We start from the raw sequence: 18349 nt of genomic DNA on the forward strand, positions 1-18349 counted from the left end.
CCCACCGCCATCAAGCCGATGCGGCCCTCCAAGCCCGCCCGGCGCAAGCAGACCGTGGGCCAGAACCTGCTCACCGGCTTCCTCACGGTGCTGACGCTGATCTGGATCATTCCGCTGCTGTTCATCCTGATCAACTCATTCAAGGGCAAGTTCTACATCTCCGACTCGCCCTTCTCACTGCCCACCGGCGAGACCTTCGCGGGAGTCGCCAACTACATCACCGGTCTGCAGCTGTCCGGCTTCGCCCGGGCCCTGGGGTGGTCGCTGTTCATCACCGTCGGCTCGGTGGCCGTGATCGTGCTGCTGACCGCCATGACCGCGTACTACATCACCCGCGTCAAGACCTGGTGGACCTCCCTGATCTACTACCTGTTCGCGTTCTCCATGATCGCCCCGTTCCAGCTGGTCATGTTCCCGACCGTCAAGATCGCCGACATGCTTGGCCTGGCCACGCCCTGGGGCATGATCGTCCTGTACCTGGGCTTCGGCGGCGGCCTGTCGGTCTTCCTGTTCGCCGGCTTCATCAAGTCCGTGCCGCTGGAGATCGAGGAGGCCGCCTACATGGACGGCTGCTCCCCGCTGCAGAGCTACTTCCGCGTGGTGATGCCGCTGCTCAAGCCGACCGCGGTGACGGTCGCAGTGCTGAACGCCATGTGGGTGTGGAACGACTTCCTCCTGCCCAACCTGGTCATCGGCCAGGACGAGCGCTACAAGACGATCCCGATCGTCATCCAGATGCTCGTCGGCTCCAACGGCAACCGCGACATGGGCGCGCAGATGGCCATGCTGGTGCTGGCCATTGTCCCCATCGTCATCTTCTACGCCTTCGGCCAGAAGTACATCGTCGAGGGTGTTGCCGCCGGCGCCGTCAAGGGCTGACGGCCCCGCCTCCCGTCGTCGTGCCCAGCTTCCTCCGACCCGACTCGGCCTTCTACCGGGCCTGGTCCGCAGCCGCGGACCTCGTCGTCATCAACCTGCTCACCCTGCTGGGGTGCCTGCCGGTGGTGACGGCGGGGTCCGCGCTGACCGCTTGCGCCCGGGTGGTGATGGAGATGGCTCGTGATGAGGACACCTACACGGTGCGCACGTGGTGGCGGTCCTTCCGCACCAACTTCCTGCAGTCCCTGGCCTGGTGGCTACCGGCGCTGGCCGGTGGCGCGCTGGCGGCCTGGATGAACCTGTCGCTGTCTCAGCTCGGTGGCGGTGCCTCGGCCATGACCGGGCTCGTGAACGCCGGGGTACTGGTCGGCGTTGGGGTTCTGGTCTGGCTGGTGCCGCTGGTGGCCTTCTTCGACAACACGGCGTCCGCGCACCTGGCCAACGCCCTCCGCCTGGCCATCGGTGGACTCGGCCGCACCGCCGTGTGCGTGGCGCTGGTCGCCGCCCCCACCGTCCTGGCGCTGGCCCTGCCGGGCGCGCGTGCCGCAGTCGGATGGTTCATGGTGCTGCTCGGGGTGGCCTTCATCGGCTATCTCATGGCGCTGGTGCAGCGGCCCGTCATCGACCGCCTGCGTGAGGCCGCCCGGGTGTCCACGGACGAACAGTCGTAGCCGCCCTTCTCCTCGCCGGACCGGCACTAGCGACTCACCGAGACCGGCACTAGTAGCCGCCATTTCGGGGCGCTACTAGTGCCGGTCTCGGGGGAGGTGCTGTGCTCAGTGCCTCAGTTCGGCGTCGATCACCGTCATCTCGTTGGGCACCACCGACAGGTCCAAGCTGGAGAGCAGCGAGCCGGTGGAGATCTGCACCAGGTGCAGCTTCTGGGTGGCGGGGTCGGTGACGTAGGCGAAGTCGCCGGCCGTCTTCACGTTGGGGCCGGGCTCCTGCCAGTTCTCGTTCTCCGTCCACGGAGTCACCACATCCACCTGCTTGGTCACCGCCGCGGAGGCCGTGTCGATGATGTTGAGCCTGCCGTCGTAAGTCAGCACCACGCCCTCGCCGGCGACGCCCCGGCCGAAGGAGCGGAACCAGTAGGACGAGCCCAGGTCCAAGGTGGTGGTCGTGGCGTCGGCGGTGTTGATGATGCCGACCTTCGTGGGGTGCTCCGGCTCGGCGCCGTCCACGGGCTCCACGGTCTTGTAGTCCGTGAGCACGTAGGGGGAGTCGTGGGAGCCGAACTGGTTACCGCTGCGCTGGTACTCCTCCGGCACCGGCACCTTGTGGAACTGCCCGTCGCGGAACACCACCGACCCGTTGGTGCAGCCGAAGCTGACCACGTCCTCGCCCTGCGCGGTGGCCTCGCCGTGGACGCCGGGGCAGTCGGTGGACTCGGCGCCGATGGAGCCGTCCGCCTTGCGCTCGTGCACCGTATGGCGCTCGTCCTCGGTGCCCTCGGTCACCAGGACGCTGCCGCTGGCCAGGGGGACCGCGACGCCGTGGTGCGGGTTCTCCGTCTGGAAGGTGGTCAGCTCCTCGGCGTCGAGTCGGCCGTCCTCCAGAGCGGCCAGCTCGAACATGGTGACGGTGCCGGTGCCGTCGTCGAAGACGGCGGTCTTACCGGCATTGGTGACGACGTGCCCGGGCTTGTCCGCCTCGATCACGGAGCCTGTGAGTCCGGGGGTGGTGGTGTAGTAGTGGTTGTGGTCTCCGTGGGGCTTGACGATCATGCCCAGGTCCAGGACCTCGAAGCCCGCGGAGGAGGAGACGAGCACGTGCCGCCCGTCCCCGGCGGGGTTGAGGCGGAGGAAGCCGTCCTTCTCGATGTCTGCGACCACGGTGCCGTCGGCGGTGTCCACGATCTGGATGCCGCCGTCGTAGGCGATGGCGGCGCGCGGATCCACGTCGCTGACCTCCATCGGCTTCTCGGACGGCGCTGCGGCGGTCTGTGAGTCAGAGGTTGCCGCTGTCTGTCCGCCTCCGGAGGCGGCGCTGCTCGCGTCGGTGGGGCCGCCGCAGGCGGAGACGGACAGTGCCAGGGCCATGGCGCCGGCAAGGGTGAACACGCGGAGTGGGAAATGGGTTCTCATGCCGCGAACGGTAATGATTATCATTAGAGAGCGCAAGTCCTCGTCCTGGGTAAAGCGTGGGAGCGCCTTCCCGTCGGGCGTCCGAGCGGTGTTGGTCGGCCTCATCATGCGTAAAGCGCGGGAGACGTGGGTCCCTTGCGGTTCGCGGCTCCGGGCTGTGGCTGGTGGGCCGCGAAGGATGGGCGACCTGCCGGCGCGCTGCGAGCTGCGTGGCACCCGGAGCCGCGGCGGCGCCTGTGCCACGGCGGCGCCGTTTCTACCGATCTCGGTACGTGACTTCCACCGATCTCAGCACGTGACTTCTACCGATCTCGGCACGTTACTTCTACCGATCTCGGTGCGTTGACGGTGCTGCCACCGACCCGCGTCCCCGGGGCGTCCGCTAGGCGGGCTCGCCCCGGGGCGGTGCCGGGCACGGGGTAGGCTGACGCGCGGCGCGCCCGCAGGCCGCGCCTGTCCTACGGGGCACTCACTCAGCCAGGGAGTAGCAATGCCAGCCGTCGTCGTCGTCGGAACTCAGTGGGGAGACGAAGGAAAGGGCAAGGCGACCGACCAGCTCGGCCAGGGCGTCGACTACGTCGTGAAGTTCAATGGCGGCAACAACGCCGGGCACACCGTCGTCATCGACGGGGAGGCCTTCGCCTTCCACCTCCTGCCCGCGGGCGTCCTCACCCCCGGGGTCACCCCGGTCATCGGCAACGGCGTGGTGGTGGACCTGGAGGTTCTGTTCCAGGAGATTGATGAGATCACCTCCCGCGGCAAGGACGCCTCCGCACTCAGGATCTCCGCCAACGCCCACCTGATCCCGTCCTACAACCGAGTCATGGACCGCACCACCGAGCGCTTCCTCGGCGCCCGCCAGCTGGGCACCACCGGCCGCGGCATCGGCCCCACCTACGCCGACAAGATGAACCGCGTCGGCCTGCGCGTGCAGGACCTGTTCGACGAGTCGATCCTGCGCCAGAAGGTCCACTCCGCCCTCGCCCAGAAGAACAGCCTGCTGCTGAAGGTCTTCAACCGGCCCGCCATCGACCCCGACGCCGTCGCCGACGAGCTGCTGTCCTACGCCGACCGCGTGCGCCCGATGGTGGTGGACGCCTCCCTGATGCTCAACCAGGCCCTCGACGCAGGCAAGACCGTCCTGTTCGAGGCCGGGCAGGCCACCATGCTCGACATCGACCACGGCACCTACCCCTTCGTCACCTCCTCCAACCCGACCGCCGGCGGCGCCTGCACCGGCACCGGCGTGGGCCCCACCCGCATCGACGCCGTCGTCGGCGTGGTCAAGGCCTACACCACCCGCGTCGGCGAGGGGCCCTTCCCCACCGAGCTGGACGACGCCATGGGGGAGCGGCTGCGCGCCGAGGGCGGCGAGTACGGCGTCACCACCGGACGTCCGCGCCGCTGCGGCTGGCACGACGCCGTCGTCACCCGCTACGCCGCCCGCGTCAACGGCCTCACCGACCTGGTGATGACCAAGCTCGACGTGCTCACCGGCCACGAGACCATCCCCGTGTGCGTCGCCTACGACGTCGACGGCGAGGTCACCTCCGAGATGCCGCTGACCCAGACCGACTTCCACCACGCCAAGCCGGTCTACGAGGAGCTGCCCGGCTGGAGCGAGGACATCACCGGCGTGCGCGACTTCGCGGACCTGCCCGCCGCCGCCCGCGACTACGTGCTGCGCATCGAGGAGCTCGCCGGCTGCCGCGTCTCCGCGATCGGGGTCGGCCCGGGCCGCGAGGCCACCATCACCCGGCACCGGCTGCTCGGCTGAGCCGAGGGCGCCGTGACGCGCAGGCGGCCCCGGTGTGGGGCGTGCCCGACAACTGAATGAACGACGACGGCGGCCGGCTCTCACCAAGGAGACCGGCCGCCGTCCCCCGCTCAAGCGCCTGCGCGCCGCGGGTCGGTCGGGTCAGTACTGGCCATTCGGGCTGTTGGGCTGCTGGCCCTGTCCCGGCTGGGGCTGACCGGGCTGCTGCGGGTAGCCGGGCTGCTGGTACGGCTGCTGCGGAGCACCGTACGCCTGCGGGCCCGGTTGCTGGTGAGGCTGGGGCTGACCGGGCTGCTGCGGGTATGGCTGTGCCTGGTAGCCGGGCTGGTATCCGGTGGGGTAGCCCAGCGCCGGCGCGGCGGCCTTCCGCCTGCTCCTGGCAACGACCGCGGCGATGATGCCGCCCAAGATGGCGACGAGAACCGCCAGGGTGAGGATGATCCACGGCAGCAGCCCCGAACCGGATGACTCATCGGTCTTCGAGTCCTCGTCGGCGGCCTGTGCCGCGGCCGGCTCCGTGGCGGCGGGGCTGCTGCTGGGCTCCGCGGAGGCGGACGGCGTGCTGACAGGATGATCGGCGGAGTCCCAGCCGGTCGCCTGAAGCGAGTCGAGCTCGGCGATGTTCTCCCAGCTGGCCTCTTTGCCTGAGACCTCGGCGTTCTCATCGGCCTCAATGACCTCTCCGGGGAAGGTGATGGTCATGGTGCTGCTGTCATATTCGGCGAAGTCGGTGAATCCGGCGATCTTGACGATGTAGGTGCCGTCCTGGTGCTTGACCGTGAAGTCCTCATCGGTGGAGCCGACGACGGGGAGATCGCTCATGGTCAGGACGCAGCTGTTGCCCTCGGCGGCGAGCGTCACGGCTATGTCGTCGTCGGCGTCCTCGATGTATTTCAACTCGCTGATCTCGAGGACGTCCTCCGTGCAGTAGAGGTCCGGGGTGATGCCGTCGATTCCGATGGACATGATCATGTCGGCGGTCTTGTCCTCGTCCAGCACGAGGTCTATGTGGACGCTGCTGTTAACACCATCGTCGATGTCGGCGACGGCGGCGGGGCCGAGGGCAACGGAGCCGAGCAGGAGCGCGGAACCGGCTACGACGGCGCCGGAGCGGCGCAGCAAGGCGGGGGAGGGGATGCTCATGGCTCGAAGTGTATGAAAACCACTCACCGCGAGTACGCCGGTCTGGAGCGCGTGCTCGGCGCTATTCGGGTGTCCTGAGCGGTTGTCCCGTGTGCTCGACGGACCCGTGTGCGCCCGGGGTCGGGATCAGCGCCGCCCTGGGCGGCGCCGGTGCCGCCGCAGCACGGCCGCGCCCACCGCCAAGCCGGCGGCGGCCACCCCGGCCGCGATCCACGCCCCGTACCGGTCCCAGGCGGACAGGCCTGCTCCCGCGGTGGCACGGCCCGAGGCGGTCACGCCGTCGTACAGGGCATCGGCATCGTCCCAGGTGACGGTGGTGCCCGAGACTCGACCGCCACCGGCGTCGACGACGGCGCCCGGGAAGGTGATCGACAACCTGGCGTCCACAACCGTGTTCAGCGACTCCTCCGTGGCGGCGTCGGTCGCGGGGGAGCCGCCCCCGGCCGCCTCGGCGGGCGCGTCTCCGGCCCCTTCGCCCCCCGCGCCCTCGGAGTCGGCGGTGGCGGCTTGGCCGGCCCCTTCGGGCCCCGCCGCCGTGCTCCCGTACCCGGCGATGCGCACCACGTACAGGTCGCCGTCGCGCACCACCAGCAGATCGGAGGCGTCCCCGGAGTCCGAGGCGGCGGCGTCGGGGATGGGCACGCCGGTCACGTGCACCTCGCAACCCAGGCCGTCGGCGTCGTCGGCGGAGCCCACTGGGGAGGCGGTGACCGTGACACCCTCACCGGTTCCGACCAGGGACTCGGCGGCGAGCTCCTGGCAGTCGGTGTCTGCCGTGAAGACCGTGCCGGTGGTGTCGCGCATGACCAGGTCGACCTCGTAGCTGCCGGAGGCGTCCAGGCGCATGTCCATGTGAGCGGTGCAGCCCGACAGCGCCAGCGCAGCGGTTCCGGCGGCGACCGCGAGCAGGCGTGCCCGAAAAGCGCGCCCGGGTGCGGAACGGTGGCTGAGGATGCGGGTGTCGGCGGCCATGCCTCGACGCTACACGGCGCCGGGTGTGGCAGGAAACACCACCCCGGACGGGCCAAAACGTGCGGACGAGGGACCTTCGGACGTGACCTTCGGCGCCGGATGAGGAAGGATAGGACTTGACCCCGTTGAGTCACGAGAATCGAAGAAAGAAGGACTCACATGACCGTGTCTGAGCAGGATGTCCGGGCGGCTGCACCGGCCAACGCCCCCGAGGACGTCATTGCCTTCGCCGTCCGTCTCGCCGAGCTCGGCAAGCCGGAGGACGTCTACTTCTGCGACGGATCCGATGAGGAGTGGGACCGCCTGACCACCGAGATGGTCGAGTCGGGCATGTTCGTCCGCCTCAACCCGGAGAAGCGCCCCAACTCCTTCCTGGCGCGCTCGCTGCCCAGCGACGTCGCCCGCGTCGAGTCCCGCACCTTCATCTGCTCCGAGAAGGAGGAGGACGCCGGCCCGACCAACAACTGGTACGACCCGGCCGAGATGAAGAAGATCCTCAACGAGAAGTTCGACGGCACCTACGCCGGCCGCACGATGTACGTGATCCCCTTCTCCATGGGTCCGCTCGGCGGTCCGATCTCCCAGCTGGGCATCGAGATCACCGACTCCCCGTACGTCGTCACCAACATGCGCATCATGACGCGCATGGGCGCCAAGGCCATGGACCTGATCAACGAGGGCCGCACCTGGGTCCCCTGCGTTCACTCCGTCGGCGCTCCGCTGGCCCCCGGCCAGGAGGACACCACCTGGCCCTGCAACGACGAGAAGTACATCACCCAGTTCCCGGAGACCAACGAGATCTGGTCCTACGGCTCCGGTTACGGCGGCAACGCCCTGCTGGGCAAGAAGTGCTACGCGCTGCGCATCGCCTCCACGATGGCCCGCCGCGACGGCTGGATGGCCGAGCACATGCTCATCCTGCGCCTGACCGACGAGAAGTCCGGCAAGCAGTACCACGTCACCGCGGCCTTCCCGAGCGCCTGCGGCAAGACCAACCTGGCCATGCTCCAGCCGACCATCCCCGGCTACAAGGTCGAGACCGTCGGCGACGACATCGCCTGGATGCGTCAGGGCGAGGACGGCCGCCTGCGCGCCATCAACCCCGAGGCGGGCTTCTTCGGCGTTGCCCCGGGCACGTCCTACAAGACGAACCCGGTCGCCATGGACACCATGAAGGCCAACACCATCTTCACCAACGTCGCCCTGACCGACGACGGCGACGTCTGGTGGGAGGGCATTGACGCCGAGCTGCCGGAGCACCTGATCGACTGGCAGGGCAACGACTACACCCCCGCCGACGCCGAGGCCGGCAAGAAGGCCGCGCACCCGAACTCGCGCTTCACCACGCCCGCTTCGCAGTGCCCGATCATCTGCCCCGACTGGGAGGCCCCCGAGGGCGTCGCCATCGACGCCATCCTGTTCGGTGGCCGCCGCGCCACCAACGTGCCGCTGGTGGCCGAGCAGTACAGCCCCGCGCACGGCGTCTTCATCGGCTCCTCCGTGGCCTCCGAGGTCACCGCCGCCGCCACCGACGTCAAGGCCGGCTCGCTGCGCCACGACCCCTTCGCCATGCTGCCCTTCTGCGGCTACCACATGGCCGACTACTGGGGCCACTGGCTGGAGATGCAGGAGCAGCTGGGCGAGAACTTCCCGAAGGTCTACCAGGTCAACTGGTTCCGCAAGGACGCCGACGGCAAGTTCCTCTGGCCCGGCTACGGCGACAACTCCCGCGTGCTCGACTGGATCGTGCGCCGCTCCGCCGGCGAGGTCGACGCCATCGAGGGCGTGACGGGCCTGTACCCGAAGTTCGAGGACTTCAACCTCGAGGGCCTGGACATCGACGAGTCCGTCTGGAACCAGATGTACGACATCGACCCCGACGCCTGGGCCGCCGAGATGGACAGCACCGAGGAGTACTACGAGCAGTTCGGTGACAAGGTCCCGGCCGCCATCCGTGAGGAGCTGGCCAAGTTCCGCGAGCGCATCGCCGCCGCCAAGGCCTGAGCGCTAAGCGCTTAGCCGAGGGGTCCCCGGTCCGCTGGGCCGGGGACCCCTCGTCTGTGACGGACGGGTGTCAGAATCGATGACAAACGACGGTACCGACGTCTGAGTCGTCCGGTAAAACGTTGGAATTATGCGGTAGCAGACCTGGCTCCGGCGGGTGCTAGAGGTGTTTGTCATCGTTTTTGACACCCTGCGGGATGTAGGCGGCCGGTCTCCACAGGCGGGGTTCGTGCAGGGTGAATCCACAGGTCTCGTTGGGGCGGGTGGCAAGGCGTCGTCCGCCGACGCATTCTCTGCGCATGGAACGGGATGATGACGACATTCTCGCGCGGGTGCGGGCTTGCCACGGTGCCGTGCGGATACGGGACCTGCATCCGGATCGGACCGAGCGGCGGCACATAGAGAGGCTGATCGATGCCCGTGAGTTGATTGCGCACCCCCATGGAGTGGTGAGTGTTCCTGGCGTGGGCTGGGACTTGGTCCTTGCGCGTATCCATGGCGGGGTGATCACCTGCCTGCACGCCGCCAGTCATTACGGATACCCATGCCCGCGGCTGTGGACGCCGGTGCATCTGGCGGTTCCCCGTGGCAGACCGGTGCCTTCGGTCAAGGGTGAGGTGCTGCACGTTGAAGGCCAGCTTGAACCTCCTCCCCTCACTCGGTTCCCGGTGGCGCCGGTGCCGCTCATGCTGGCTCGCTACCTGCGCTGCGCCCCCGGCCGTGAGGCGCCGCTGATGGCCTGCGACGCGGCCCTGCACCAGGGACATACCGACGCAGACGTCATCGCGGCGCTGCTGCGGGGCCCGGGTTCTCGGCGGGCACTTCAGCGGTTGTCTCTGGCGAGTCCGCGGGCGCGCTCGCCGCTGGAGACGCTGGCCCGCCTGCAGCTGCACGATGCCGGGGTCCCCTTCGAGGACGGTGTGGTAATTCCGCATGTGGGGGAGGTGGATCTATTGGTTGACGGCCGCCTGGTAGTGGAACTGGACGGTTACACCTACCACGAGGACGACTTCCAGTTCGCCAAGGACCGCACCCGCGATCGGGAGCTGGTCCGACAGGGCTATCGGGTTGCCCGTTTCACCCGCAAGGATGTCCACCTCGGAAAGGTAGGCGCGGAGGTCCGGGGTCTGCTGGCCGCACACGACGATCTGCTTGGACGTCCGAGCGGGGACGATGCTCCCATGGTTGTCAAAATCGATGACAAACGGGGCGGTCGACGTCTACAGCGCGTCTAGAAACGGTGAAATCATGCGGGTGCCGAGTCGGTGTACGCGGGCGCTGGCGGCGTTTGTCATAGATCTTGACACCCGCGCCGTTCAGTCTTGTGTCAAGACACCAGGGTGGCTAGGTTGGGCGCCATGACAGCTGCCAACCGCCGCGCCCTGATCATCGTCGACGTCCAGCCCACTTTCTGCGAGGGAGGGGCCCTGCCGGTGCCCGGCGGCAACGCCGTTGCTGAGCGGGTGGCCGCCTACGCCGCCGCTCGCCGCAGCGACTACGAGCTCGTGGCCACCACCCAGGACTGGCACATCGACCCCGGCGACCACTTCTCCGAGACCCCGGACTTCGTGGACACCTGGCCACCGCACGGCGTCGCCGGCACCGCCGAGGCCGAGCTGCACCCCGCCCTGGCGGAGCTGGACCCTGACGTGAGCGTCAAGAAGGGCCAGTATGCCGCCGCATACTCCGGCTTCGAGGGCGTGGACGCCTCCGGCGCCGCCCTGGACGAGCTCCTGCGCGCCCGCGGCATTGAGGCGCTGGACGTGGTCGGGCTCGCCGAGTCCCACTGCGTGAAGGAGACGGCTCTCGACGGCGTACGCGTCGGCTACCGGGTGCGCGTGCTGACAGACCTGACCGCTCCCGTCAGCCCCGAACAGGGGCAGGCGGCCCGCACCGCCATGGTGGAGGCGGGGATCGAGCTGGCGCCCTCCGGCGTCGTCGCTTCCGCTGACGACGGCGCCCGCACCGCCGCTGGTGGTGAGTGAATGGGCGTCGAGGCTGGGCGCGCAGGGCACGCTGCGGGGAGCACAGCCCGCGGCAAGTTCACAATGCGGGTTCGCCTCCGGTGAAGGGGCTGACGGGAGCCCGGTGCAGGGGTCACCATAGGTTCGAGCCCACATGACGTTCGTTTCCATGCTCCGGGAGGCACCCATGGCTATCGCCCACTCGCACCGTTTCACTGAAGGAGACCTGCCAGTAGAGGCGGGCCGCTATCGCCTGGTTGCCTCCGGCTCCTGCCCCTGGTCTCGGCGCGTCCTCATCGCCCGTCGCCTGCTGGGCCTGACGGAGGCGATCCCTGTCTCTTGGTGCTATGGGCGCGGCGTCGACGGCTTCTGGGAGCTGACTGGTCCCGACGGCGAGCCCGGGCCCGACCCGGCCCTGGGGAATGCGACCTCCATTGCCGAGGTCTACGCCGGCACCCCGGGTTACACGCCTCCGCCCACGGTCCCGGCCCTGGTGGACACCACCACCGGGCACGTCGTCGTCGACGACTCCGGGGACCTGCTCTTCGACCTGGCCACCGCATGGAAGCCGCTGCACCGCGCCGGCGCACCAGACCTGTACCCACTGGACCGGCGTAACTCCACTGACGCCTGGGACAAGTGGATCGGCGAGCACATCAACCAGGCGCACGCCACCGCCACCCACTCCAAGAACGCCGAGGAGGCGGCGGCCGCCGCCGACGGCGTGCTGGTCGCCTTCGACGTCGTCGACACCCTGCTGGCCCGCGCCACCAAGATGGAGGCCTCCCGGGAGGCGGCCCTGACCGTGCAGGACGTGCCGCCGCTGTCGGCCGTGGTCTCCGTGGAGCAGTTCCTGTGCGGCGCCGCCCCCACCGGCAGCGACATCCGCCTGTTCACCACCGTGCAGGCCTACGAGTACGGCGGGCGCGCCTACTACCCCGGTGGCGAGGCTCCGTCGATCTCCTTCTGGCCGGCGCTCGCCCGCTGGTTCCGTGCCCTGGAGGGGCGCGTCGGCTGGGTCGGCACCGAGGAGCGCAGCGCGCTCGGGCTGTAGCGCGGATGCCCCTGTAACCACCTGTGTGGAGGGTCTCGCTTTAGAGAGAAGAGCATTTCTTGGTCCCTGGAGGTGCAGGACATGACCCTCGATAAACTTGCCGAGTTTATCGATAACGCTCGCAGAGGCTGTGCTGCCGATGGACACAAGAGTTGTGGAGGCAGTGGCGCATGCGAGACTGCGCGAGCGCTGGTATTGGGGGACTTCAACGGTTTCGATGCTGGTCGAATCGGGCTGGTTCATCGCGACGGCTGGCCATGCCCCTCATGGCCGGCTGCGGCGTTGCTGCGTATGATCAAGGATGATGTTGATGATATAGCGGCGGCCTCTTCACGATATAGGGCAATGCGGTTGACGGAAGCGCTGAGCGAGCTTGCGATGAGGGGCCTTAGTCCTGATGCAGTTATGCGAACCTGGCTAGGGCCGCGCCTAGTTCGACGGGCCCTCGAATCGATTGTCTTTTATTGTCGGGGTGGGCGTGGCCTTGATCAAGGTGAGGCGCCGCTTCGGCTTTGTGCAATGAGGTTTCTCGACGAGTTGACGGAAGATGAGGGCTCAATGCGAGTATTCCTGAACTTATGGTAAGAGTCAATGAGTCCGAAGTTTTTCGTGCGGTGCGCGAGTGGTGTGAATCGGCTTCGGTCGCGGATCTGGTTGACTTTCGGGTCGAGGGGTATCGACGAGCTGAGGTGTTGGATGAGGATCTTGTAGTGGCTGCCGGGGAGGATGCAACGGTCTGGCTGTGTGAACGTCTGGCATCGACCCATCTTGAATCATGGTCCGGCTCGTCGTTGGCATGGGAGCTGGCTTACCTTGATGATCCTGATGGGACCGCTGAGCTCATGGGCGTGAAGAAGGATGTGATTCAAGAGAGAGCAGTGGGATTGGTGCCGGTGCTTGATGAGATTACGCGGCGTCTCCGTGATTTCGGTGTTATCGAGTCGGTTATTGACGGACTAAGTAACAAGCAGGTGGTAGATAGTGTTGTAAGCCTGCTCAGGGGTGGCCTAATTGGGGATGCAGTAGACTTGGCTCGCCGCGCGTTTCGTCGCTCCCCGGGGGATTCGCGGTTGGCTGTGGTTCTGGCGCGTTGTCTGATGGCTGTGGACCCCGAATACGCGCGCTTGATCTTGATGAACATGCTGCACGATGAGGTGCCGCAGGCGGTGCTTGTCGACTTAGCTACGCTGGAGCTGTCCGAGGGTAATGTAATGGACAGTATGCGTTATCTTGGACCAGTAGATGTCGATGATGTGGACGGCTGGTATTGGGATCCGCTCGACTACTGCGAGCACCGTATGCAGTTTAGATACTTTGCGGGGAATGAATGGTATGAGCGGGCGGCCCCCGCCTTAGAAGGTGCGGCTAGCCGGTTGGCAGATTCCTGATCGCCTTCATGGGCAGCAGCAGTTGCATGTCGTCTACGGGCGAGGGGACAAAGTCTCCGTTGGCCAGGTAGAAGGACCTAGCCACATCGTCTCGGCAGTGGATGAGAAGCGCGCGAGCCCCCACGATCTCGCTGACCTCAAGGCTTCTCGCTAGAGCGTCTCTCAGGAGCGCCGCGCCGATGCCCAGTCCTTGCGCACGCCGATCAACCGCGAGACGTGCGAGCAGAATGCAGGGAACCTCGCGCGGTGCCTGCTTGGCAATACGCGTCGGCGCATCCGTTCGGGCGATGCAGGCGGTCGCGAGTGCGTAGTAGCCGAGCACCTGACCGTCCAAGACGGTCACGTAAGTCACCGCGTTGTCCGCCTTCTGGTTCTGCCATGCGAAACGATGCAACCAGTCATCCAGCTCCTCGGCACCGCTGCGGAACTCGCTTCGGGCGTCTCCGCGGGCAAGGCGCCGAGGAGCCTCCAGGATGCCGGTGCTCACGCCTCCCCCGGATCCTCTGAAAGCACGATAGGAGTTCCGAAGGGAGAGGGGCGGTTCCAGAGCCGCTCGAAGCGTGAGGTGTCAGCCAGTGGCGCGTCAAGCACCTGCATGACGCGCTCGAATGTGGCGTCATCAACGGTGAACCAACGACGGTTTGTCATGACTCGCTCGGCTTCCATGGTTGCTGATGAGAGTATGAACTCGCTGACGGTGCGGTCGGTCTGGGCGGCGGCTTGCTGGATCAGTGCCTCTTGGCGCGGCGTGGCGCGCAGGTCGATCCGCCGGGTCTTGGCGGGTGGCATGATGTCTCCTCCTCGTACGGATAATGTACGTACGATGGCGCCGGAGCGCAAGTGCTGTGCCTCACCGCCCCAGCACCGGGTTGTACAGCAACCGGTTCGGCGTCGTCGGGCACTCCTCGCCCACGGCCATCGGCGCGATCAACCGGTCGGCCCGCAGATCCTCCAGGCTCGCCACCACCCGGTCGCGCAGCGTCCACGGGTCGATCGTGTTCAGGTACACCTTGGTGCCGCCCTCAAAGCCGGCCAGGGTGGACACCCGCCACTTCAGGGTGATGTGCCAGGGCATCGGCTGGTCGACGTCGATCGGCTTGTGGTGCCACTCCTCGTTGCTGGGCACATCCGCGCCCGTGGCCGCGTGCAGCGCGTGCACCAGGTCGGAGACGGCGTCCACCTCGTCGCGGCTCATCAGCCACGGCTCGCAGGTGGCCGACGTCGAGTACACCTCCAGCGTCGGGTAGCGGTGCCCGAAGCCGGCGAAGGCGACGGCGTGCTCGTTGGAGGCCACCAGCAGCCCCCGGTAGGCGGCGTAGTCCACGCCCATCTCGTTGTACAGGTTCGGGTTGGCGCGCACCCGCTGCAGCTCCAGCTCGGCGGACACGCCTCGCTCGTCGATCGCCACCAGCTGCTTGTGCAGGTGGTCGAAGGAGGCTCCGGCCGGCCGCAGCCAGTTCTGGAACACCGCTACGTAACGCACCCAGCGGTTGGCCTGGTACAGGTCGTGCGCGGCCTGCACGGACAGGCGGATGTAGGCGCGGTGCTCGGCCGGGGTGAGGGTGCCCGAGCCGGCCAGGCCGGAGGAGTCGACGGCGTCGTCGGTGTAGTGCCGCCGCGCCACGATCACGTCGTGTCCGCCGGCGAAGAAGGCCGCCAGGTACTCGCGGCGGGCAGCGGCGCCCATGGTCTCCCAGGCCTCCGGGTTCTGGCCCGAGGCGCGCAGCTTGGCGCGGGCCACCCGGGCCACGTGGGCGGCGCCGGCCGGGTCGGCCAGGTATGCCTCCATGCGCTCGCGGGCGGCGTCGGGCACCTCGTAGCCGTGGTTGGCGTGCCAGTAGTCGTAGGAGAGGATCTCGAACAGGTTCGGGATGCGGCGGAACTCGGCGACCGTGTCGAACAGCTCGGCGGCGGGCAGGGCGTCGATCCGCTCGAAGCCGCCGTCGGGTGTGGCCACCACGCGGGACTTCTCCGGCGGAGTCTCGGTGTAGTGGGCCGGGCAGAACTTGCAGGCGCGGGTGCGTTCGGCCTGCGTGAGCTCATGCACCTCGGCGACGGGGTGGGAGATGGGGCGGTTGCCGCGCCCGGGCACGGTCCACACCTCGGTGCCGGTGAAGGGACTGATCTGCTTGACGGTCCCGTCCGCCATGCGGGTCAGCGGCTCGGCGGAGGGGGAGTAAGGCTGCAGCATGCCCTCAAGTATCGCGCCGCCGCGGCCCCGGCCGGGCCGATATCGACGGCGCATTCCCCGCGGCATATCCGCGTGCGGGCGGCTCCGCCCGCGTGTCACTGCGCCCGGGTGATCGAGGCCGGCAGGTCGGCCTGCCTGGCGAGGAGGACGACGTCGTAGTCGGTGTGTCCGATGACGTACAGGCCCGGCCAGGAGCCGACGGCCGTGTAGTACAGGACGAGCACCTTACCGGGCTCGTACCAGCCGATGTCGCCCGGCTGCGGGGCGCTGGCGCTCATGCCCGCAGTGTCCAGGTCCTGCGGCAGGGAGGCGGTCAGCTCCTGCCCGCCGTAGTCGGAGAAGCTGACATCCAGGGGTAGCTGAGCAAGCAGGGAGCGGGAGGCGGCGTTGTCGTCGAGAGTCGCCTCCATGACGGTGCCGTCGAAGGCGTTGCCGAGGCTGATGCGGATCGGGGTCGCCCCTGTTTGGGGCATGGTGGCCTCCGATGAGGGTTGTGGGCTGCTGGTGGGTGCGCCTGTAGGAGCCGCCGTCTCACGGCCGGTTGCCGACGACGATGTGTCGCCGCTGCTCCGGGAGGCGCAGGCCGTCAGGGCCAGGGCGCCCAGGGCGGTGGGCAGGGCATGAAGCAGGCGACGGCGGGACGGCCTGTGGCTGAAGAGTGACACGGTGCTCCTTCCGGCTGCGCGCGGGGCCTGAAGACGGGGGGCTGGCGGCTGCGCCTTGACCAGTCTGAACCCGACGGCGCTGTCTCCGGGAGGCGCGGACAGTGCCACCCGGAGACGTGTTGCGCGGGCGCCGCGCCATCGGCATCCTAAAACGCTGAACGGCGTTTGCAGCTATCAATCCCAGGAGGACGGGGAGGCCGACTCGGTAGCTCCGCTACTCGCAGGCAATGCCGTCGTTGTCGCGGTCAAGCGCGCCGCGGTAGCCGGGTTCGCCGGCATAGATCGGCGCGGCTCCCGCTTCCCGGGCCTCGGTGCAGTTCTGGTAGTAGACGTTGGTTTCCTGCTGAGGCGCCCAAGGCGCGGGCAGAGACTGCTCGTTCTCCTGGGTCTGCTGCTCGGCCTGGCGCGCGGCCTCCTCCTGGGCGGCCTGCTGGCGTGCGGCCTCCTCTTGGGCCGCTCTCTCGGCCGCCGCTGCGGCAGAAGCAGACGCCGCGGCCGATGCAGAGGCCTCTGCCTCAGCCTTCGCCGCCGCAGCTGAAGCCGAGGCCGAGGCGGACGCGGCGGCGTCGGCCGCATCGTGATTGACGGTGAGGGTGACGACCTGGTCTGCCGGTACCGCAGTGCCCGCTTCGGGATCCTGCGACCGGACCGACCAGTTCGCCGGAATGATGACGGTCTCCTCCGCGTCGATATCAGTGAAGGCCGGGCGCTCGGTGAACCCCGCCTGCTCCAGCGCCTCAGCAGCTTGCTCGCCGTCCATCCCAACCAGGTCCGGGACGGTTACCGTCGCGGTAACGGTCTCCACGGTCATGGACTCTGCGGAGGACTCGTCGCATCCCGTGAGGGGGATGCAGACAACGCACAGTGCCAGGATCGCGATCAGGAATGCCGACTGCCTGCGGCGGTGAAGCGGCGAGGGCGTGGGGTAGACGGATGACAGTCGGCCGGGCGCTGCTGGCATATGCGATTCCTAACGGATTGTCCTACGGCGGCATGTGAGGGAAGTGAACGCTCAGGACCGTATCCGGAGCGTGGAGCCGTAGGTATGTGGTTGTTTGAATCGCAATCACAGGTCAATGCAATGTAGAGCAACGTGACCGGAGTGCAGCACCAGGCGACCAGGCGGGCAGCGCAACAGCGCGCCTACTAAGAGGGGGTGTCGCGCCACCGGACCGTGCGCGCCTGAACGGGAACACAAGTAGATGATCCCCCACCACCATCCACAGGCATGGTTCGTGCACCCCTAATCCACAGGACTCGAAGGGCCCGGATGCATGGGCGGGGCGGTTGCCCGACGCTGGTGATGCGGGCACGGCGCCCGCGGGGTGCGGCCAAGGCCGGCCCACCCCCGACCCCTCAAGGAGGAGACCATGAAGTACACCCTGCGCACCTTGCGCAACGCGTGGGCCCTCGCCCACGGCACGCCGCCCGACCTGCGCGGCCCGGACGGCCTGCCCGACTCCGACGGCGAGGCCGGCATGGCGACCGCGGAGTACGCCATCGGGACCCTGGCCGCAGCGGCCTTCGCCGGGCTGTTGCTGGCCATCATGCGTTCCGGGAGCCTGACCGGCGTCCTGCAGGGCATCATCGAATCCGCGCTTTCGGTGGGCTGAGGCGGACATGTGGATGCCGCCAGCCATGCGGGAGGCCGAGCCCGCGAACCGCCCCGCCGGTGTGCCCGCCCCACCACCTCGGCCCCGGACGCATCCGAGCCGGAGCGATCGGGACGACCCGACAGATGAGGGCGACCGATCGCTGCGACGACGGCGCCATCGCCGGGCCGGTCTGCTCGAGTCGGGCATGGTGACGGCGGAGCTGGCCGTGGTCATGCCGGCCGTCGTCCTGGTCCTGCTGCTGGTGCTCGCCGCCGTCAGCGCCGGCCTCACCCAGCTGCGGGTCACCGACGCGGCCCGGGTCGCCGCCCGGCAGGCCGCGATCGGATCCAGTGACGTAACCGGTGCCGCCCAGCGCGCGGGCGGCCCGGTGACGGTGAGCGTGGAGTCCGGTGAGCTCACCTGCGTGACGGCGAGCCGCCGGGTCCCGGGTCCGCTGGGCGGACTGGGGCTCACGGCACGTTCCCGCGCCTGCGCCTACACCGAGCCCACCTCCGCCGAGGCGGGCGCGCCATGAGCGGGCGCGCCATGAGCGGGCGCGCCGGTTCGCCACTCGCGTCGCCTGGAGGCCCGCGGACGGCCGGTGAAGTACCGGAGCCGGAAGCGGCGTCG

Annotated in this window: 18 protein-coding genes; 10 read left to right on the plus strand and 8 right to left on the minus strand. The window is 68.3% G+C overall.

Annotated elements, in window-relative coordinates:
• The first annotated feature begins 18 nt into the window (after positions 1 to 18).
• Complete coding sequence (locus BLR49_RS07065; RefSeq protein ID WP_176760762.1) at positions 19 to 879, plus strand: carbohydrate ABC transporter permease; 861 nt, start codon at positions 19 to 21, stop codon at positions 877 to 879.
• 20 nt (positions 880 to 899) lie between these two features.
• A complete protein-coding gene (locus tag BLR49_RS07070) occupies positions 900 to 1550 on the plus strand; it encodes a MusI family membrane protein (protein WP_092535576.1) in 651 nt (216 codons plus the stop codon).
• 105 nt (positions 1551 to 1655) lie between these two features.
• Here the strand turns inward: BLR49_RS07070 and BLR49_RS07075 are convergent, their stop codons facing one another.
• The gene (locus tag BLR49_RS07075; RefSeq protein ID WP_245690535.1) at positions 1656 to 2966 is read right to left on the minus strand and encodes a hypothetical protein; all 1311 of its coding nucleotides are present in this window, start codon (positions 2964 to 2966) and stop codon (positions 1656 to 1658) included.
• A gap of 490 nt (positions 2967 to 3456) precedes the next feature.
• On the opposite strand from BLR49_RS07075, the gene BLR49_RS07080 reads away from it, so the two are divergent.
• The gene (locus BLR49_RS07080) at positions 3457 to 4743 is read left to right on the plus strand and encodes an adenylosuccinate synthase (protein WP_092535579.1); all 1287 of its coding nucleotides are present in this window, start codon (positions 3457 to 3459) and stop codon (positions 4741 to 4743) included.
• Positions 4744 to 4884: 141 nt separating this feature from the next.
• On the opposite strand, the gene BLR49_RS07085 is transcribed toward BLR49_RS07080, so the two are convergent.
• Entirely contained in the window at positions 4885 to 5886 is a 1002-nt protein-coding gene (locus tag BLR49_RS07085; RefSeq protein WP_092535582.1) for a hypothetical protein, read from the minus strand.
• A gap of 126 nt (positions 5887 to 6012) precedes the next feature.
• Complete coding sequence (locus tag BLR49_RS07090; protein WP_245690536.1) at positions 6013 to 6858, minus strand: LppM family (lipo)protein; 846 nt, start codon at positions 6856 to 6858, stop codon at positions 6013 to 6015.
• A gap of 159 nt (positions 6859 to 7017) precedes the next feature.
• On the opposite strand from BLR49_RS07090, the gene BLR49_RS07095 reads away from it, so the two are divergent.
• The 5 genes from BLR49_RS07095 to BLR49_RS13035 all read left to right on the plus strand — a co-directional run bounded on the left by BLR49_RS07095 (position 7018) and on the right by BLR49_RS13035 (position 13268).
• Positions 7018 to 8862 carry a phosphoenolpyruvate carboxykinase (GTP) gene (locus BLR49_RS07095; RefSeq protein WP_092535585.1) on the plus strand — a complete coding sequence of 615 codons (1845 nt, stop codon included), beginning with the start codon at positions 7018 to 7020 and terminating at the stop codon, positions 8860 to 8862.
• A 449-nt stretch (positions 8863 to 9311) separates the two neighbouring features.
• The gene (locus BLR49_RS07100; RefSeq protein ID WP_245690537.1) at positions 9312 to 10097 is read left to right on the plus strand and encodes an endonuclease domain-containing protein; all 786 of its coding nucleotides are present in this window, start codon (positions 9312 to 9314) and stop codon (positions 10095 to 10097) included.
• A gap of 123 nt (positions 10098 to 10220) precedes the next feature.
• Positions 10221 to 10847, plus strand: a complete 627-nt coding sequence (locus tag BLR49_RS07105; protein WP_092535588.1) for an isochorismatase family protein — start codon at positions 10221 to 10223, stop codon at positions 10845 to 10847.
• Between the two features lie 166 nt (positions 10848 to 11013).
• On the plus strand, positions 11014 to 11880 hold the full coding sequence (locus BLR49_RS07110; protein ID WP_092535824.1) for a glutathione S-transferase family protein: 867 nt from the start codon (positions 11014 to 11016) through the stop codon (positions 11878 to 11880).
• A 710-nt stretch (positions 11881 to 12590) separates the two neighbouring features.
• Entirely contained in the window at positions 12591 to 13268 is a 678-nt protein-coding gene (locus BLR49_RS13035; protein WP_143013720.1) for a hypothetical protein, read from the plus strand.
• On the opposite strand, the gene BLR49_RS07120 is transcribed toward BLR49_RS13035, so the two are convergent.
• The 5 genes from BLR49_RS07120 to BLR49_RS13650 form a co-directional block, all read right to left on the minus strand.
• A complete protein-coding gene (locus tag BLR49_RS07120) occupies positions 13246 to 13755 on the minus strand; it encodes a GNAT family N-acetyltransferase (RefSeq protein ID WP_092535594.1) in 510 nt (169 codons plus the stop codon). The two genes, BLR49_RS13035 and BLR49_RS07120, sit on opposite strands and share 23 nt — an antisense overlap.
• A complete protein-coding gene (locus BLR49_RS07125) occupies positions 13752 to 14057 on the minus strand; it encodes a type II toxin-antitoxin system TacA family antitoxin (protein ID WP_092535597.1) in 306 nt (101 codons plus the stop codon). Before BLR49_RS07125 ends, BLR49_RS07120 begins: the two co-directional genes overlap by 4 nt.
• 61 nt (positions 14058 to 14118) lie before the next feature.
• Entirely contained in the window at positions 14119 to 15459 is a 1341-nt protein-coding gene (locus BLR49_RS07130; RefSeq protein ID WP_092535600.1) for a DUF4921 family protein, read from the minus strand.
• A gap of 95 nt (positions 15460 to 15554) precedes the next feature.
• Positions 15555 to 16124 carry a cyclophilin-like fold protein gene (locus tag BLR49_RS07135; RefSeq protein WP_143013721.1) on the minus strand — a complete coding sequence of 190 codons (570 nt, stop codon included), beginning with the start codon at positions 16122 to 16124 and terminating at the stop codon, positions 15555 to 15557.
• 214 nt (positions 16125 to 16338) lie between these two features.
• Positions 16339 to 17085: an excalibur calcium-binding domain-containing protein gene (locus BLR49_RS13650; protein WP_245690538.1), complete on the minus strand. Its 747-nt coding sequence runs from the start codon at positions 17083 to 17085 to the stop codon at positions 16339 to 16341.
• Positions 17086 to 17494: 409 nt separating this feature from the next.
• Between BLR49_RS13650 and BLR49_RS07145 the strand changes: the two genes are divergently transcribed.
• On the plus strand, positions 17495 to 17737 hold the full coding sequence (locus BLR49_RS07145; protein ID WP_092535606.1) for a DUF4244 domain-containing protein: 243 nt from the start codon (positions 17495 to 17497) through the stop codon (positions 17735 to 17737).
• A gap of 187 nt (positions 17738 to 17924) precedes the next feature.
• Positions 17925 to 18254 (plus strand): TadE family type IV pilus minor pilin, encoded by a 330-nt coding sequence (locus BLR49_RS07150; RefSeq protein WP_092535609.1) that lies wholly within the window; start codon positions 17925 to 17927, stop codon positions 18252 to 18254.
• The last annotated feature ends 95 nt before the right edge of the window (positions 18255 to 18349 follow it).

It is taken from the genome of Actinomyces ruminicola, assembly GCF_900103885.1.
Classification (GTDB): Bacteria; Actinomycetota; Actinomycetes; order Actinomycetales; family Actinomycetaceae; genus Actinomyces; species Actinomyces ruminicola.

Excerpts from the sequence above, each read along its gene's own strand:
- BLR49_RS07075 (WP_245690535.1), bottom strand. The coding sequence starts at position 2,966 with ATGAGAACCCATTTCCCACTCCGCGTGTTCACCCTTGCCGGCGCCATG.
- BLR49_RS07145 (WP_092535606.1), top strand. The coding sequence starts at position 17,495 with ATGAAGTACACCCTGCGCACCTTGCGCAACGCGTGGGCCCTCGCCCAC.
- BLR49_RS07125 (WP_092535597.1), bottom strand. The coding sequence starts at position 14,057 with ATGCCACCCGCCAAGACCCGGCGGATCGACCTGCGCGCCACGCCGCGC.
- BLR49_RS13650 (WP_245690538.1), bottom strand. The coding sequence starts at position 17,085 with ATGCCAGCAGCGCCCGGCCGACTGTCATCCGTCTACCCCACGCCCTCG.
- BLR49_RS07095 (WP_092535585.1), top strand. The coding sequence starts at position 7,018 with ATGACCGTGTCTGAGCAGGATGTCCGGGCGGCTGCACCGGCCAACGCC.
- BLR49_RS07110 (WP_092535824.1), top strand. The coding sequence starts at position 11,014 with ATGGCTATCGCCCACTCGCACCGTTTCACTGAAGGAGACCTGCCAGTA.
- BLR49_RS07105 (WP_092535588.1), top strand. The coding sequence starts at position 10,221 with ATGACAGCTGCCAACCGCCGCGCCCTGATCATCGTCGACGTCCAGCCC.
- BLR49_RS07130 (WP_092535600.1), bottom strand. The coding sequence starts at position 15,459 with ATGCTGCAGCCTTACTCCCCCTCCGCCGAGCCGCTGACCCGCATGGCG.
- BLR49_RS07065 (WP_176760762.1), top strand. The coding sequence starts at position 19 with ATGCGGCCCTCCAAGCCCGCCCGGCGCAAGCAGACCGTGGGCCAGAAC.
- BLR49_RS07150 (WP_092535609.1), top strand. The coding sequence starts at position 17,925 with ATGGTGACGGCGGAGCTGGCCGTGGTCATGCCGGCCGTCGTCCTGGTC.
- BLR49_RS07090 (WP_245690536.1), bottom strand. The coding sequence starts at position 6,858 with ATGGCCGCCGACACCCGCATCCTCAGCCACCGTTCCGCACCCGGGCGC.
- BLR49_RS07085 (WP_092535582.1), bottom strand. The coding sequence starts at position 5,886 with ATGAGCATCCCCTCCCCCGCCTTGCTGCGCCGCTCCGGCGCCGTCGTA.
- BLR49_RS07080 (WP_092535579.1), top strand. The coding sequence starts at position 3,457 with ATGCCAGCCGTCGTCGTCGTCGGAACTCAGTGGGGAGACGAAGGAAAG.